The organism is Clostridium swellfunianum (genome assembly GCF_023656515.1).
Lineage (GTDB): Bacteria > Bacillota > Clostridia > Clostridiales > Clostridiaceae > Clostridium_AT > Clostridium_AT swellfunianum.
Genome location: NZ_JAMOFV010000006.1, coordinates 50,981 through 66,209, shown reverse-complemented (window position 1 = coordinate 66,209; position 15,229 = coordinate 50,981). Strand labels below are relative to the sequence as shown.

At 33.5% G+C, this 15,229-nt stretch carries 15 protein-coding genes and 1 riboswitch; of the genes, 5 read left to right on the top strand and 10 right to left on the bottom strand.

Annotated elements, in window-relative coordinates:
- Positions 1–22 precede the first annotated feature (22 nt).
- On the bottom strand, positions 23–1,285 hold the full coding sequence (locus tag NBE98_RS00485; protein ID WP_250811268.1) for a magnesium transporter: 1,263 nt from the start codon (positions 1,283–1,285) through the stop codon (positions 23–25).
- A gap of 175 nt (positions 1,286–1,460) precedes the next feature.
- A riboswitch (M-box (ykoK) riboswitch) is annotated at positions 1,461–1,625 on the bottom strand.
- Between the two features lie 253 nt (positions 1,626–1,878).
- Between NBE98_RS00485 and NBE98_RS00480 the strand changes: the two genes are divergently transcribed.
- Both NBE98_RS00480 and NBE98_RS00475 read left to right on the top strand, forming a co-directional pair.
- Positions 1,879–3,744: a YgiQ family radical SAM protein gene (locus NBE98_RS00480; protein WP_284703580.1), complete on the top strand. Its 1,866-nt coding sequence runs from the start codon at positions 1,879–1,881 to the stop codon at positions 3,742–3,744.
- Between the two features lie 71 nt (positions 3,745–3,815).
- Positions 3,816–5,720: a BMP family ABC transporter substrate-binding protein gene (locus NBE98_RS00475; RefSeq protein ID WP_250811265.1), complete on the top strand. Its 1,905-nt coding sequence runs from the start codon at positions 3,816–3,818 to the stop codon at positions 5,718–5,720.
- A gap of 10 nt (positions 5,721–5,730) precedes the next feature.
- Here NBE98_RS00475 and NBE98_RS00470 read toward each other — a convergent pair whose 3' ends face one another.
- From NBE98_RS00470 to NBE98_RS00450, 5 genes are all read right to left on the bottom strand, one after another.
- Entirely contained in the window at positions 5,731–6,318 is a 588-nt protein-coding gene (locus tag NBE98_RS00470; RefSeq protein ID WP_250811263.1) for a metallophosphoesterase family protein, read from the bottom strand.
- Between the two features lie 33 nt (positions 6,319–6,351).
- A complete protein-coding gene (locus NBE98_RS00465) occupies positions 6,352–6,999 on the bottom strand; it encodes a hypothetical protein (protein ID WP_250811261.1) in 648 nt (215 codons plus the stop codon).
- 70 nt (positions 7,000–7,069) lie between these two features.
- Entirely contained in the window at positions 7,070–7,957 is an 888-nt protein-coding gene (locus NBE98_RS00460) for a YegS/Rv2252/BmrU family lipid kinase (RefSeq protein WP_250811259.1), read from the bottom strand.
- Between the two features lie 109 nt (positions 7,958–8,066).
- Positions 8,067–8,495: a CBS domain-containing protein gene (locus tag NBE98_RS00455; protein ID WP_250811256.1), complete on the bottom strand. Its 429-nt coding sequence runs from the start codon at positions 8,493–8,495 to the stop codon at positions 8,067–8,069.
- A gap of 115 nt (positions 8,496–8,610) precedes the next feature.
- Entirely contained in the window at positions 8,611–9,282 is a 672-nt protein-coding gene (locus NBE98_RS00450; RefSeq protein WP_250811251.1) for a TVP38/TMEM64 family protein, read from the bottom strand.
- Between the two features lie 229 nt (positions 9,283–9,511).
- Here NBE98_RS00450 and pssA point away from each other — a divergent pair, with 229 nt between their 5' ends.
- Positions 9,512–10,027: a CDP-diacylglycerol--serine O-phosphatidyltransferase gene (pssA, locus tag NBE98_RS00445; RefSeq protein WP_250811249.1), complete on the top strand. Its 516-nt coding sequence runs from the start codon at positions 9,512–9,514 to the stop codon at positions 10,025–10,027.
- Between the two features lie 12 nt (positions 10,028–10,039).
- On the opposite strand, the gene NBE98_RS00440 is transcribed toward pssA, so the two are convergent.
- From NBE98_RS00440 to NBE98_RS00425, 4 genes are all read right to left on the bottom strand, one after another.
- The gene (locus tag NBE98_RS00440; RefSeq protein ID WP_250811248.1) at positions 10,040–10,381 is read right to left on the bottom strand and encodes a hypothetical protein; all 342 of its coding nucleotides are present in this window, start codon (positions 10,379–10,381) and stop codon (positions 10,040–10,042) included.
- Between the two features lie 63 nt (positions 10,382–10,444).
- Positions 10,445–11,320 carry an L-serine ammonia-lyase, iron-sulfur-dependent, subunit alpha gene (sdaAA, locus tag NBE98_RS00435; protein ID WP_250811246.1) on the bottom strand — a complete coding sequence of 292 codons (876 nt, stop codon included), beginning with the start codon at positions 11,318–11,320 and terminating at the stop codon, positions 10,445–10,447.
- A 16-nt stretch (positions 11,321–11,336) separates the two neighbouring features.
- Positions 11,337–12,014, bottom strand: coding sequence for an L-serine ammonia-lyase, iron-sulfur-dependent subunit beta (gene sdaAB, locus NBE98_RS00430; protein ID WP_250811245.1), 678 nt, complete (start codon positions 12,012–12,014; stop codon positions 11,337–11,339).
- Positions 12,015–12,195: 181 nt separating this feature from the next.
- Entirely contained in the window at positions 12,196–13,854 is a 1,659-nt protein-coding gene (locus tag NBE98_RS00425) for a nucleoside kinase (RefSeq protein WP_250811244.1), read from the bottom strand.
- A 168-nt stretch (positions 13,855–14,022) separates the two neighbouring features.
- Between NBE98_RS00425 and NBE98_RS00420 the strand changes: the two genes are divergently transcribed.
- Positions 14,023–14,706 carry a DUF421 domain-containing protein gene (locus tag NBE98_RS00420; protein WP_250811243.1) on the top strand — a complete coding sequence of 228 codons (684 nt, stop codon included), beginning with the start codon at positions 14,023–14,025 and terminating at the stop codon, positions 14,704–14,706.
- A gap of 2 nt (positions 14,707–14,708) precedes the next feature.
- Positions 14,709–15,089 (top strand): DUF4363 family protein, encoded by a 381-nt coding sequence (locus NBE98_RS00415; RefSeq protein ID WP_250811242.1) that lies wholly within the window; start codon positions 14,709–14,711, stop codon positions 15,087–15,089.
- Positions 15,090–15,229: the final 140 nt, after the last annotated feature.

Here is a 15,229-nt window from a genome sequence, read left to right as displayed (position 1 = left end):
ACCTTCTTCCATACAGGCTAAATTAACTGATCTTTTTAGTCTTTCGCCTCCATGTCGGAAGAAGTACTTCATCTATGATATCTGTCATTATAACTATACCGCAAAGCTTATCATCACTATCCACCACAGGCAGTGAAATAAGATCATATTTTACTGCAATCTCAATTGATTCATCTATACTCTCACTGTCTTTCATTTTTACAACATTAGTATCCATAATATCTCTAAGCTTGCTTTCAGGTGAAGAAACTACTAAATCTCGAAGTGAAACAACTCCTTGAAGCTTCTCATCTTCATCAACAATATAGATATAATAGGCAACCTCATTATCTGGCTTAAGCTCTCTTAAAAGCTCAATTGTTTCCTGAGCAGCTATATTTATATTAAAGGAAATGAAATCTGTATTCATAATACTCCCAACAGTTTCATCCTCATATTTCATAAGCTCTCTTATCTCTTCAGCATCTTCTTCTTCCATTCCCATAAGAAGCTTTTCTGCAGTTTCTTCATCTATCTCATCTAAAATATCAGCAATTTCATCGTTAGGCATACTGTCAAAAAGCTCTGCAGCCTTTGTCTCGCTAATGCTTTCAAGCAAGTCTTTTTGAATCTCTGGTTCTATTTCCTCCAAGGTATCTGCAGCAAGGTTTTCATCCAAGCTCTCAAATACTTTTGTTCTATAGTTTATATCCATCTCTTCAAGAATATCAGCCAAATCAGCTGGGTGAAGCTTCGAAAGTTTTTGATATGGTACTGAAAGCTTTAAATTATCATTAACCATCTCAAGGGATTCAACACTTTCCCACATAATAAGACTATCATTAATTTCCTTGTTTATAATTCTAAAGAAACCTTTTACTAAGGACTCCATTCCAGCTCTTCTTCCAAGCGCCAATGCACCGGTATCAACAGCAAGTACTCTAAGCTCTCCTGCAATTTCTCCCATTCTTAAATCGTTAACTCTAACCACCTTTTTGCCATTGATATCAACAATTTGTTTGTCAAGAAGGTGCTTAGACAATAGATAAGAAAAGCTTCTGGGTATAATTTCCTTAGCATCTCTCACCTTTACAACATAACCCTTGTCGCTTTCGCAAAAATCAATGTTTCTAAATTCATAGTTAAACATCTCACCATTTTTCTTAATCTTATAGCCAATAGCTCTTGGGTAACCATCCTCAGTTGTTACATAAACATCCCAAAGCTTTCCAAGAGAATCGCCATACTCGTCAATAACCTTTTTGTAAAGAAAGCTGCTTAGAAAAAAATTAGTAAGTTTTTTCATAACTATTCCCCTTTCTGTTTACAGAGGAACGTTAATAAAAATGGATAAGCGTCCCTCTGCCTATATTTAGTTTTTGCATAAAATTTGTCCTCTCGCATCGAGGGGCACCGTCCATTCATCTCACCACCTGGTTTTAAAATAATAAAAAAAGAGCGCAGAAGCTCCTCTAAAATTCAACAATGGTTTTCGTTGAGTTTTAGCACTATACAGCGTATGACCTAAGTCTAGCTACATTAGATAAAACCTTAATTCGGTAGTACCTGTTGACCCATTGGCATCTCTCGATGTTTCCGGGCAGTAGCGTGTGTCCGTATAGGAGCCTCACCTAACAAACATATTCTCTTTATACTATAAATTATATTACAAAAATCTTTAAATGCAACTGTATTAAGCAAAATTTATTTAAATTTCGTTATTTTTTTATACTAGGTTTGTTTTGTTACTGTTTTCAATTATATTGCTCTCGTTTTGTCTAGTTTTCAAATATATGATTGGTTGTAATTAAATAAATTGCTATTATATATTTATTTAATAAAAGCTTTGATTGTGATAATATATAATGGATTTTAAATTAGTATTTAAAGGAGACTCTAATGAAAAAACAAACTGATATTAACATAAATAAATTTCTTCCAATAAGCAAGCAAGATTTAATAGATAGAAGTATAGACCAGTTAGATTTCGTGTTTATAAGCGGCGATGCCTATGTTGATCATCCTTCCTTTGGTACTGCAGTTATTGCACGTATTTTAGAGGATGAAGGCTTTACTGTGGGCATAATAGCACAGCCTGATTGGAGCAGTGCAGAGGATTTTAGAAGATTAGGAAAACCAAAATTAGGTTTTCTTATCAATTCGGGCAATATTGATTCTATGGTCAATGCGTATACTGCTGCTAAAAAGAAGAGAAGCGATGATCTATATTCTCCTGGTGGAAAATCAGGCTTCAGACCTGATAGAGCAGCTATAGTTTATGCAAACAGAGCACGTGAAGCTTATAAGGATGTTCCAGTAATACTAGGAGGCATAGAAGCTAGTCTTAGAAGATTTGCTCATTATGATTATTGGGAGGACAAAGTAAGACGAAGCATACTCCTTGATTCTAAAGCTGATATAATTGTTTTTGGAATGGGTGAAAAGACAATTATAGAAATAGCAAATCTCTTAAAATACGGTATGTCTATAGATAAAATGACTAATTTAAGGGGCACTACCTACGCTTCCAAGACTCTAGACAATGTGAAAAATTATGTTGAGCTTCCTTCCTTTGAAGAAGTCTCTACGGACAAACTAGCTTATGCAGAAAGCTTTAAACTAGAATCTTATGAGCAGGATGGCATTAGAGGAAAAACTTTAGTTCAAAAGCATGGTGACAGATATGTGATTCAGAATGCTCCTCAGCTGCCTATGGCTCAAGCTGAAATGGACAGAGTTTACAATCTTCCTTTTGCAAGAGATTATCATCCGATATACAAAGCTCAAGGCGGCATACCTGCTATAAATGAAGTTAAATTTTCTATAATTAGCCACCGTGGCTGTTTTGGGAGCTGCTCCTTCTGTGCGTTAACTTTTCACCAAGGTAGAACTATCCAAAATAGAAGTCAGGAGTCCATATTAAAGGAAGCTGAGCAGATGGTTAAGGAAAATGACTTTAAGGGCTATATCCATGACGTCGGAGGTCCTACAGCAAACTTCAGACACAAATCCTGCAAGCTTCAGGAAGAGCATGGAGTTTGCAAAACAAAGCAGTGCATGCATCCTTCTCCTTGCAAAAACTTAATTGTTGACCACAGCGAATATTTAAGTCTTTTAAGAAAGCTGAGAAGAATGCCTGGCGTAAAAAAAGTGTTTATCCGTTCTGGAATACGATACGATTATTTAATATACGATAAAAATGATCAGTTCTTTAATGAGCTTTGTGAGCATCATATCAGCGGGCAGTTAAAGGTTGCTCCTGAGCATATAAGTACAAGAGTCTTATCACAGATGGGTAAGCCAACTCGAGAAGTATATGAGAGGTTTGTCAAGAAATATCATGACACAAATAAAAAGCTTGGCAAGAAGCAATTTCTAGTTCCGTATTTGATGTCTAGCCACCCTGGAAGCGATTTAAATGCAGCTATAGAGCTTGCACTCTATATTAAAGAGATGGGATATACTCCTGAACAGGTTCAAGACTTTTATCCAACTCCTGGCAGCCTTTCAACAACAATATATTATACAGGCATAAATCCATTTACCAAGGAAGAAGTTTATGTTCCAAAGCAGCAGAGAGAAAAAAATATGCAGAGAGCTTTAATGCAGTATAATCTTCCACATAACTACAATTTGGTAAAAGAAGCCCTAATAAAAGCTAACAGAGAAGATTTAATAGGGTATGATAAAAAGTGCCTTATTCCTCCTAGACCTCCAAAAACTAAAGCTAAAAAGACAACTACAGATAAAAGTTATGATTTCTAAAATTTTACATGAACTTCCATACTGCCTGTGATATACTATAGCTATTAATGATTCAAAAGGAGACGAAAATTATGGAGAGGGCTGGACGTGAACACTTTGAAGATGCCAGAAAACTTGCGATAAGAGAATATAACAAAAGTGTTTCCAATGGTCAAATAGGCTATTTGCCATCCTTGGAAGGTATCCTTAAGGATACTGAAATAGTTGCTCAGGTGGATTTAGGGTTAATCGAAATACCCTTAAAGAAAATTATAGGTACCTATACTCACCTTAGGAGCTTATCCTTCGCCAAGAATTTTATGCCTTTAATTGATACAGAATTTAGGGTAAAATGGTCTTCACTTTGTGATGCCCACCTTAAGGATGGTATTAGAGATTCAATTAAGGTTTATGAATATTTAAATTGGTTTTATGTAGTGGAAGGCAATAAAAGAGTAAGCGTTCTAAAATATTTTGATGCATACTCTGTTTCCGCTAATGTTACAAGACTTATACCAAAGCTTGATGAGAATAATAAAGCCATACGTTTATACTATGAGTTTCTTAAATTTAATAAAATAACAGGAGTACATTCTATATGGCTCAGTAAGGAAGGAAGCTATGAAAAGCTGCTAGGATACCTTAAAAAGTTTAATCCCGGTAGTTCCTTCTTTGATAATAAATATAAATACTTTGAAGTTTATATTTATAATACCTTTAGAAAAATATATCTTTCCTCTGGAGGTAATAAACTTTCTATAACTACCGGGGATGCATTGCTTGAGTATATTAAAATTTATGGTGTTCCCAAAACTATAAATGAAGATAAGCTTACAAGCAGGATGAAGGAATTTCTAAAGGAACTTGAGGTGCTAAGCAATAGCGACAGCATTGATCTTTCAACGACTCCTCTAGAAAGCAGCCAAAGTAAGGTGATAAACACCTTAACCTCTTTGGTTATTCCTAGAAAAAAGTTAAAGATAGCCTTCGCCTATGCTAGAACTATAGAAAATTCAGGCTGGACCTATGCGCATGAGCTTGGCAGACTTCATCTTGAAACAGTACTTGGAGATCAAATTACTACCTCTTATATTGAAAATGTTCCAGAAGATAAGAACGCTTATACTGTATTTAAGGAACTTGCAAATGACGGTAATGATATTATATTTACAACAAGTCCCATTTATCTAAACTCTACTTTAAAGTGTGCCTTAGAATTTCCTCAAATAAAATTCTTTAACTGCTCAGAGGCGCATCCTTATAAACATGTGGGCAACTATTACGGTAGAACCTATGAGCCTAGGTTTTTAACCGGAATCATTGCTGGTTCTATGACCAAAAACAATATAATAGGCTATGTTGCTACTAGCCCTACTCCTGAAGTTATAAGTTCTATAAATGCTTTTGCTTTAGGTGCTAAGATGGTTAACCCTTATGCAGTTGTAAAAGTAGCTTGGACAAACGAGTGGAACAGCAGAGTCAAATTTACGGATGCTGGGGGAAAACTCATAAAGGAAGGTGCTGATATTATCTGCAATCGTACTTTGGATGTTCCTCATACCGTTTCTCACGATTACGGAGTATATTCAATGCTTTGCACGATAGATAGCCAACGAGGGGTTCCGGATAAATATCTAGCTACTCCGATTTGGAATTGGGGAGTCTTCTACGAAAAGATAGTTAAGAATATACTTAATGAAACTTTCAAAACAGTTATAGATATGTTCAGTACCAGCAGCAAGCTTATTAATTTTTGGTGGGGTATCGACACTGGAGTTGTTGATATATTTTACTCTAAGGAACTTATTCCTCCTGAGACTCAAAAATTAGTCAACCTAATGAAAAAGATGGTAATGAATAATGCCTATACCCCTTTCACTGGTCCTATATATGATAAGGATGGTACTTTAAAAGTAAATAATGATGAAACTGCCACTTATGAGCAAATTCTTTCTATGGATTGGTTTGTTGAAAATGTAGAAACGCTGCAGAATTAACTGCAGCGTTTTAAATTTCTATTATATGATATTGAAAGGCATTAATAACCTTAATATCTTTATATTGATTATATCTACACTTCATTCCATAGTTTAGATGAACATGCCCATGAAAAAGGTATCTAGGCGAATATTTGTCCATTAATTTATTAAAACATTTAAATCCTGTATGGCAGGGATCATTATCATCTCCTATTCCAAAGGCTGGAGCATGAGTTACTAATATATCAAAGCCCTTATTAATCCAAAGCTTGGGCTTCAATTTGAATATCCTTTTGCTCATTTCCTTTTCAGTATACTGAAAAGGTCCAAAGCTGTATTTATGACTTCCACCTAGACCTAAAATCCTTAAGCCTTTATAGTTGATAAGCCTTCCATCTATGGATTCGCAGCCTTCAGGCGGATTATTCAAATATTTTGTATCATGATTTCCTGGTACATAAAATAAAGGTGCTTTTATCATAGTAACCAAAAAAGAAAGATAATCAGCTTTTAAATCCCCACAGGAAATAATAAGCTCAATATCTTTAAATTTCTCAGGCTGAAAAAAATCCCAAATATATGGATTTTCCTCGTCCGACACTAAAAGTATCTTCACAGTAACCCTGCCTTCTCTTACGTTGTAAGTAACTTATTTTTTCAATTTGTATAAAGCGTAATCAGTCGTAAATAGCCATATTGCATCACCAATTATTAATGCAGGGAATATAATTATTCCCATAAACCTAGCTATAACTTCAATCATTACAGCAAAGGCTGAAAATAATATAAACCAAGTTCCAAGCCTGTTAGAAAGCTTGCTTCCTAAAGATATTACAGCTATGAAAAAGAAAATAGTATTAAGTATTAAGTATATTCCACAAACTAAAAGTTCGTTATTAAAGCTCATTATGTATCCAAGGCTATTAAATATATCTATACTTATTGGAAGCTTGCTTATGGCAGCTGCATATGCAAGGAGTAATATGCTTGCTGCACCTATACAGTAATTAAATTTAATCTTATTACTTCTAGAACAAATATACAATGATGTTATTCCTAGTACTGGAATGCACAATATATTCAAAAACATTACGGGCTTAAGCAAATAAAGATTCTTAATATTGCCCGTAATTAGAAAAACAAGCAACCCTATATATCTAAAACATGAAGCAATAAGTGCTGACAAACTTAATATTCTTATTTTATGGGGTGCAAACTTTAAGCTAAAGACTATACCATAATAAATTAACAAAAATATAAGTAATATTACTGCTAAGTAAATGAAATATGTATTCATAACCACTCCACCCATATTGTTTTTACTTATATTTATTATAATTTATTATGTTTTATTCTAATTTTGACTCTTAATTATTCTTTAGTCCTAAAATTTCAAGACCACCCTTTATGCACTCTATAGTAAGCGGAAAATCTGGTCCTCTCTCACCATCAATGTCAGTTACCAAATCTTCGTGGCATTCAACATAAACCTTATCAGTTTTAAAGTAAATCAAGTTATGAGCATGATCTAAATGCTCTCCCTTAAGCATCTGTATTAAGAGCGCAACCATATCCTTAATATTGCCTGCTTTCATTATTATAACATCCAAATATCCGTCATCAACTTCGGCCTTATATGCAAACTTCAGGTTTCCTGCTGTTTGCCCGTTAAAGATAAGCATGAGGTACATATCCCCATCATACTCTACTTCTTTTGAAGTTACTTTAATCTTAAGCTTCTTAAAGTTTGGAAGCTGTTCAATCCCCTTTACATAATAAGCCAGCTTACCCATAGTATTTTTTAAGGTTACGCTGGTCTTTTGAGAGATATCTGTAAAAAGCCCAGTACTTGCAACATTAACAAAATACTTATCATTAATTTTTCCTATATCAACATTTTTAACCTGGCTGTTTAAAATCTGTTCACAGGCTAATTCCACCTCATGAGGCATACCTAGAAATTTTGCAAAGTCATTTGCTGTTCCTGTTGGAAGTACTGCAATAGGAATATTGATATTTAATTGCTTCATATGATTTACTACATTATCAACAGTTCCATCGCCGCCAGCTACTAATATGTATTTATATGTATTATCAATGTCATCAAAAGCTTTTGATATGTCGTAGTCAAGGCTAATTCTAAACGGTACTACAGTATAATTATATTTTTGATGTACTGATATAACTTTGTCAATGTCTGCTATTATAGTATTTTCACCTGAAAAAGGATTATAAATAAATTTAACCTTATTCATACCAAAATCACCCTCTAATATCATTATCATAAAGACTATTATATTATTAATACAGAAAATCCACAAGATAACCTTGCGATTTCCTGTGGATTTTTACAAATTATTCAAATTACACTGAAGGAGTAGCTGGCTCTGATATATTACTCAAAGCCTTTTCTGCATCATCTTGTAATCTTGATTCAACTGCTAAATCACCAAGGGATACTATACCAACTAAGCTATTATTTTCAACTACTGGAAGTCTTCTTATTTGTCTTTCACTCATAATTCTTGCTGCATCATGAATTTCAGTTTCTGAATTTACTAACACAGGATTTGAAGTCATTATCTCCCTAACTGTCTGATTTCTGCTATTTTCACCGTGAGATACAGATCTCAGAGCAATATCTCTATCAGTTATAACACCAACGACCTCTTCTTCTCTGCAAACAGGGATAACACCTACATTATATTGGTTCATAAGCTGTGCAGCCCTTTCTACTGTATCCTCAGGATTTAAAGTAGCAACATCCTTAGTCATTATTTCTTTCACCTTCATATAGTTTCCCTCCTCTTCTAAAACACACTCAAAAGAAAATTTTCTTTCATTATATTTTTAGCAGAAAAGATAGGTTTTATTAGATGAAGATTTTTCATATGCAGTTATAAAACAATTACGCTGGATTCTTTTTCTTTCTATTCTGATATTTGTATATAAGGGAGCCACCAAAAGCTAGTAAAATTATTATGATTATAGGTATAAAAATTTTTTTAGAAAAAGGATGTCTCATACTTTGTCCTAAGTATGAATAAGCAAGCATCTCTGGACATATGCCAATCATAGAAGCTATTATAAAATCATTATATTTTATTTTTGTAAGTCCAGCAGCATAGCTTAGAGGATCATATGGAAACAATGTTGATAATCTCATAAAAAGTATTATCTTTAAACCATGAACTTCAATATTTTCATCAAGCTTTAAAAGTTTCCCTTTGGTTATCTTATCAACGAAAGGTTTTCCTAAGCTTTTAGCTAAATAAAAAGCCAATGTAGAAGAAAAATAAATTCCTATCATTGTTAATAAAAATCCTTTTATAGGACCAAATATATTTCCTGCAAGCACAGTAAGTACTACTGAAGGCAATACGACAAATATAGCCTTCAAAGAGTATATAGCTACAAAAACCAGCGCTGCTAAGGGGCCAAAACTTACTATGTATCTTCTCAACCTTCTAATGTTTATATGCCTTAACAATGTTCCAAACTTAATTAAGATATAAATAAAAAAGACGGAAATACATAATATAAGAATAGCCTTTATAATATCCTTAGTTTTAGTATTCATAAATTAGCTCCTTATTGTTTATATAATATATAATAGCATTTACACTACCATTGTTCTATAAAATAATTTCTATAAATTTAAAATATTATTATCCTATTAAATATTAAGTAAAAGTATGCTATAATGTATTGTATTAATTTATATCCAATTTACTTCGGCAAATAAATAAAACTAGCAATTTTATTTTACCCGTATTTATATCTTTATAACTATTTTAGGAGTGATTTTAATGGCAAAGATGAATGCAGTTCCGAACATCTTTACTTTTGCTAACTTAGCCTGTGGCGTATTATCGCTGCTTATGACCTTTAACGCGAATTATAAGTGGGCTTGTCTATTTATAATAATAGCAGGACTTATTGACAGATATGACGGCAGAGTTGCAAGGTTTTTACAGGTTTCCAGCGATATAGGTAAAGAGCTTGATTCACTGGCGGATTTAGTTTCTTTTGGTGTGGCACCTTCTATTCTTGTATTTCATTTATACAATTATATGAACCTTGGAATAATTGGTTATGTATTGGTTTTGATTTTCCCAATATCTGGTGCATACAGACTAGCAAGATATAATTCGATGCCCTTTAATAATATTTTTATGGGGATCCCAATAACAGTAGCAGGTTCTTTTCTTGCTCTATATTCATTAATAACTATTGAATACAACTCAAATCCTGCCTTATCAATTATTTTCGTAGTATTGTTATCTTATTTAATGGTAAGCAAAGTTAGATTTAAAAAGGTGTGATTACTCACACCTTTAATCTTTATTCACTTCATTAAATTTTAATTCTTCATCTATCTCTGTTTCAATATGATGTGCAGCCATCTTTCCTTTCATAAATTCCGATTTAAGAAGACAATATTCTAAATAATTATGAGAAGCTCCTTCTAGAACTTCTATAATACTATCTATAATTTCTCCTAGCTCATCAGCTCGTTTTAAGGCTTCCTTTACATCTTTTCTTTTAGATAAAGCTATTTTATTAAGTTCATCTGCTCCACCTATAAGCAATCTATAAGAATTTACAAGCTTACCTAATAATTCAGTTAAATTATTTATATCAGAATAGTAAGTTTCTATAAGTTTTCTACCGCTCAATTAACCACCCTAATCATATTGATGACATAACTATTTATATTAATCAAGCAATATTTTTATAACCTATTCTCCAAGGATTTTCTTCCTTAACTCTATTCCTGCTGGTGTATCAGCTAATCCTCCTAAAGCTGTTTCTCTAAGCTCGCAAGGCATCTGCTTTCCTACTTTATACATAGCAAGTACAACATCATCAAAGGGTATTATGCTTTTTACTCCACCCATTACCATATCTGCTACTGTAAGTGCACTCACTGCTCCTGAAGCATTTCTCTTAGCACAAGGTGCTTCTACAAGACCAGCAATAGGGTCGCAAACAAGGCCTAATATATTCTTTATAACAATTGCTGCAGCATGAAGAGCCATCTCAGGAGTTCCTCCCATCATTTCAACAATTGCAGCTGACGCCATAGCAGACGCTGATCCAATTTCAGCTTGGCACCCTCCCTCAGCACCAGAAATAGTTGCATTTTTAGCAATTAATATACCAACTCCAGCTGCAGTAAATAAAGCCTTTATCAAATCATCATCACTCTTACCAAGCTTTTCTCCAGCTGTTATTAAAGTTGCTGGAAGTACACCACAAGAACCCGCAGTTGGAGTTGCCACAATCCTTCCCATAGCTGCATTTACTTCCGAACATGAAATTGCTCTGGCCATAGCTTTGACCATGAACTCTCCAGTTAAGGTGTTTCCTTTAAGCAAGTATTGCTGGAGCCTGTAAGCATCCCCACCTATAAGTCCACTTACAGATGTAACCTTGTGGTTTAAACCATACTCTGCCGCTTCTTTCATAATACTCAAGTTCTTTTTCATTTTATTTAAAATGGTCTGTCTATCCAAACCGCTTTCTTTTTCTTCATATATCAAGGTGTATTCCCATATTGGAATACTCTGTTTATTGCAAAGTTGTATAAGTTCAGTTCCTTGATTAGGAAACATGTATTTTCACTCCTCTCTATTGTTCGGAAATTGGGCTTATAACTCTTACGTTTTTTATATGCTCCAAGCTCAAAATCTCCTCTACAACCTTTTCCGAAACCACATTATCGGTTTCGAAAATCATTGTTGCAGTTTCTCCTTTACTGCTTCTATAAACTTTCATGAAAGCTATATTAATGCCTTCACAAGACATCAACGCAGTTACTTTTGATACCATTCCCGGCACATCAACATGCTTGATAATTAAAGTTGGATAAACACCTGTGAATTCCAGAGGTTCTCCATCGATTTCAGTTATTGAGATATTTCCTCCTCCAATTGAGGAGCCCAAAACTTCAACAGTAGTTTCATCTTCTTTAGTAATAATAAACTTCACTGTATTAGGATGCATATCTCCAAGATCAGCTTCTAAAAACCTTATATCTAACCCCTGATCCTCTGCAATTTTAAGTGAATCTCTTAACCTTTCATCCCATGGATCCATACCAAGAATGCCGGCCACTAAAGCCCTGTCAGTTCCATGTCCTCTATAAGTTTTTGCAAAAGAACCATGAAGTAAAAATTTTACCTTATTAATCTTACCTCCCGCTACAAGCTTTGCTACCTTTCCAAGCCTTGCTGCACCTGCAGTATGTGAGCTGGAAGGACCAATCATAGCAGGTCCTATTATATCAAATGCACTATATTTTCTCATCTATATTCACACCACCTATTGTTCTATTTGTAGACTTTTGAAAATAAAAGTCTTTTTAGGTCTACTTATGTAACTTATCTTATGTATAATTTACATCATTCCTTCTAAATTTGCAAAGGTAATTTAATAGCAAAAGAAGAAGCTTGAGTATTATTTAGGATATAATACTCAAGCTTCTTCTTTAATATTTATAGAACACGCTTCCACCAACAAATTCTCTTAAGATAGAATTTTCCGGTACAACTTTCATATCCACTTCTTTGAAGAAATTCAGAAAGCTTTTAAGTCTCAACGCTTCATAGTAGACAGGGCTTTCTTGGGTAATTTTTTTAAGTTCTTCTAATGCATATTTTTTAAGAACGCAAAGTTCATAAACAAGTGTTGAGTTGAACATTACGTCTGCTTCCTCCTGAAATGTAAAAATATTCCTCTCTTCTCCTCTTCTTATAGAAGGCCACATTTTTAGAGTTTGCTCTGCTCCGTAACCTCTTGATAAGTAATCTCTAACCATTCTCCTCATCATTCTAACATCTGTTGTAGCAATTCTATTATGATTATCAAGATTTAGCTGAGTTAAAGCACTTATATAAATTTTAAATTTATTCTCTCTAGAAATGCTGGATGTAAGCATTTCGTTTAATCCATGTATGCCTTCCACAATCAATATACCATTTTGAGGGAGCTTTATTCTTTCTCCATTCCACTCTCTTTGTCCTTTCTTAAAATTAAAGCTAGGTATTTCTATCTCGTCCCCCCTAAGCAATGCTTCCAAATGCTCATTAAAAAGTTCTAAGTCCAACGCATATATGGATTCAAAATCATATTCTCCATATTCATCCCTTGGAGTTTTCTCTCTATCAACAAAATAATCATCAAGGGATATTGGCACTGGGAGACATCCATTTACTCTAAGCTGAATACCAAGTCTCCTTGCAAAAGTAGTTTTACCTGAAGAAGAAGGTCCAGCTATAAGGACAAGCTTTGTATCCATCCTTTCATGAATCATATCAGCAATATAGGCTATTTTCTTCTCGTGCAGTGCTTCAGCCACATGAACAATGTTTATTATGTCTCCATTATCAACTTTCTCATTTAATGAACCAACATCACCAACACCTAAAATATTTCCCCATTGCTCTGTTTCATAAAAAATTTTAGCCAGCTTCTCATACTCGACAAACTTTGGTATAACAGTTGGGTTATCTTCTGTTGGATACCTTAACATAAAGCCTGACTCGTAGCACATTAAATCATAATATTTCAACACACCAGTGGAATAGGCCATAGAACCATAGAAATAATCATATCTTCCATCCAATTCGTAAAGCTTAACTTTGTCTACTGAAATATTATTAAGAAGCCTAAGCTTATCCTCCATTTTATAGTCTTCAAAAATATCTATTGCTTCCTCTCTGCTAACTTCTAGCTTCTTAATTGGTAAATCCTTATTTATTATTTCTTTCATTTTAGATTTTATATTTTCCACGTCTTGGCAAGTGAGAGGAATGTTTTTGTGAATTTCTCCAAACAAACCTTTTCCAATAGCGTGCTCAATAGTAATCTGAGCCTCAGGAAAAAGCTCAAAAACTGCCTTGATAAGCACAAATTGAAGAGTTCTCACATAAGTTCTCATGCCCAAATTAGTCCTTATGTCAACAACATCAAATGTATTGCCTTCCTGTAAGGTTCTTGTTAGTTCATAATAGTTGTCATTTATTTTTGCCAATACTACAGGTAAAGCCTGCTCCTCATAGTTTTCATTAAATATTTCATATAAAACCTTTCCTTTTTCAACCTCAATAATTTTTCCGTTGCTCAACTTTAATTGTAATTTTTCCATATTGCTGCCCCCTCTCTTACGAGTAATTACTTATTTTAGAAATTAATAATATTATAATACCTATTATGAAAAAATGTACTTAATCTACTTATAATTTCTAGATTTTTAACAAAAAATATACCTGCACTTGCTCATTCTTTACGTAACACAAAAAGGATGTGATTGTTAATGTTTATTGTTATGTTAAGAACGATAATTTTATATTTTATAGTTGTAATAACCATGAGGATAATGGGTAAAAGGCAAATAGGAGAAATGCAGCCTTTTGAACTAGTTATCGCTATTATGGTTTCAGAATTAGCTTCTCTCCCAATGCAGGACACTAGAATTCCATTAGTACATGGAGTTATCCCTATAGTGACCTTGCTTTTTTTGCAGGCAGTAATATCTATGGCTGAATTAAAAAGTGAAGTTGCTAGAACTATATTCAGCGGCAAGCCTAGCATCATAATAAAAGATGGCACGATTGATATAAAGCAATTAAAGTATGATAGATTTAATATAAATGACCTCTTTGAAGAATTAAGGCTTCAAGGGTACTATAATATTGAGGACATTCAATATGCCATTTTAGAAACTAGCGGTCAGTTATCTGTAATTCCAAAGACTGAGCTAGAGCCAGTTACTAGACAGGATATGAAAATAAAAACTACTCAGGATCTTCTCCCTGTCACTTTAGTTCTTGATGGAAAAATTAATCATCATAACTTAAAGGTTGTGGATAAAAATACTTCCTGGCTTAGTAGTCAGCTTAAGCAAAATAATATTGCCTCAGTAGATAAAGTTTTTATAGCCTTAATAGACTCTAAAGGCAAATTTTTTTATCAACTTAAGGAAGGAGGTACAGATTGATAATGAGAAACGTAGTGATAGCTGTTGTTATCTTTTTAGTCATGATAATAGCAATGTTATTCTCTTTAAGCTATCTCAACAATGTATCTTCTACTCTTCAGAGGGTAAACGATGAACTTGAGCAGTTTATTTCTGATGACCAGTGGGATAAGGCTTATAAATCAGCAATGGAATACACCCATAGGTGGGAATATCATTCAAAAATCATAAAAATCTTTGTAAACCATCAGGAAATAGATAATGTTGAAATGGAGCTTTGGAAACTTCCTCAATATGTTAAGGAGAAAACTAAGGATGAGGCCCTAGCAAGTGTTCACGCTTTAAAGTTTCTTCTAAGCCATATATCGAAATTAGAAAAGATAAACCTGCAAAATATTTTTTGACAAATAATATATAAATAGTATATGCTAATTAAGCAATGTGCGTCACAATAGATTTTTGATAAAATCTATTGTTAAGATTAGCCAATATATTTTATAATTAAACTATGGAAAATCTATCTTTATTAGATTATAATAGAGAT

What these genes read in the sequence shown, in the direction of transcription:
- NBE98_RS00420 (WP_250811243.1), top strand. Translation starts at nt 14,023, where the DNA reads ATGTTTATTGTTATGTTAAGAACGATAATTTTATATTTTATAGTTGTA.
- sdaAB (WP_250811245.1), bottom strand. Translation starts at nt 12,014, where the DNA reads ATGAGAAAATATAGTGCATTTGATATAATAGGACCTGCTATGATTGGT.
- NBE98_RS00485 (WP_250811268.1), bottom strand. Translation starts at nt 1,285, where the DNA reads ATGAAAAAACTTACTAATTTTTTTCTAAGCAGCTTTCTTTACAAAAAG.
- NBE98_RS00465 (WP_250811261.1), bottom strand. Translation starts at nt 6,999, where the DNA reads ATGAATACATATTTCATTTACTTAGCAGTAATATTACTTATATTTTTG.
- NBE98_RS00475 (WP_250811265.1), top strand. Translation starts at nt 3,816, where the DNA reads ATGGAGAGGGCTGGACGTGAACACTTTGAAGATGCCAGAAAACTTGCG.
- NBE98_RS00425 (WP_250811244.1), bottom strand. Translation starts at nt 13,854, where the DNA reads ATGGAAAAATTACAATTAAAGTTGAGCAACGGAAAAATTATTGAGGTT.
- NBE98_RS00460 (WP_250811259.1), bottom strand. Translation starts at nt 7,957, where the DNA reads ATGAATAAGGTTAAATTTATTTATAATCCTTTTTCAGGTGAAAATACT.
- pssA (WP_250811249.1), top strand. Translation starts at nt 9,512, where the DNA reads ATGGCAAAGATGAATGCAGTTCCGAACATCTTTACTTTTGCTAACTTA.
- NBE98_RS00480 (WP_284703580.1), top strand. Translation starts at nt 1,879, where the DNA reads ATGAAAAAACAAACTGATATTAACATAAATAAATTTCTTCCAATAAGC.
- NBE98_RS00455 (WP_250811256.1), bottom strand. Translation starts at nt 8,495, where the DNA reads ATGAAGGTGAAAGAAATAATGACTAAGGATGTTGCTACTTTAAATCCT.
- sdaAA (WP_250811246.1), bottom strand. Translation starts at nt 11,320, where the DNA reads ATGTTTCCTAATCAAGGAACTGAACTTATACAACTTTGCAATAAACAG.
- NBE98_RS00415 (WP_250811242.1), top strand. Translation starts at nt 14,709, where the DNA reads ATGAGAAACGTAGTGATAGCTGTTGTTATCTTTTTAGTCATGATAATA.
- NBE98_RS00450 (WP_250811251.1), bottom strand. Translation starts at nt 9,282, where the DNA reads ATGAATACTAAAACTAAGGATATTATAAAGGCTATTCTTATATTATGT.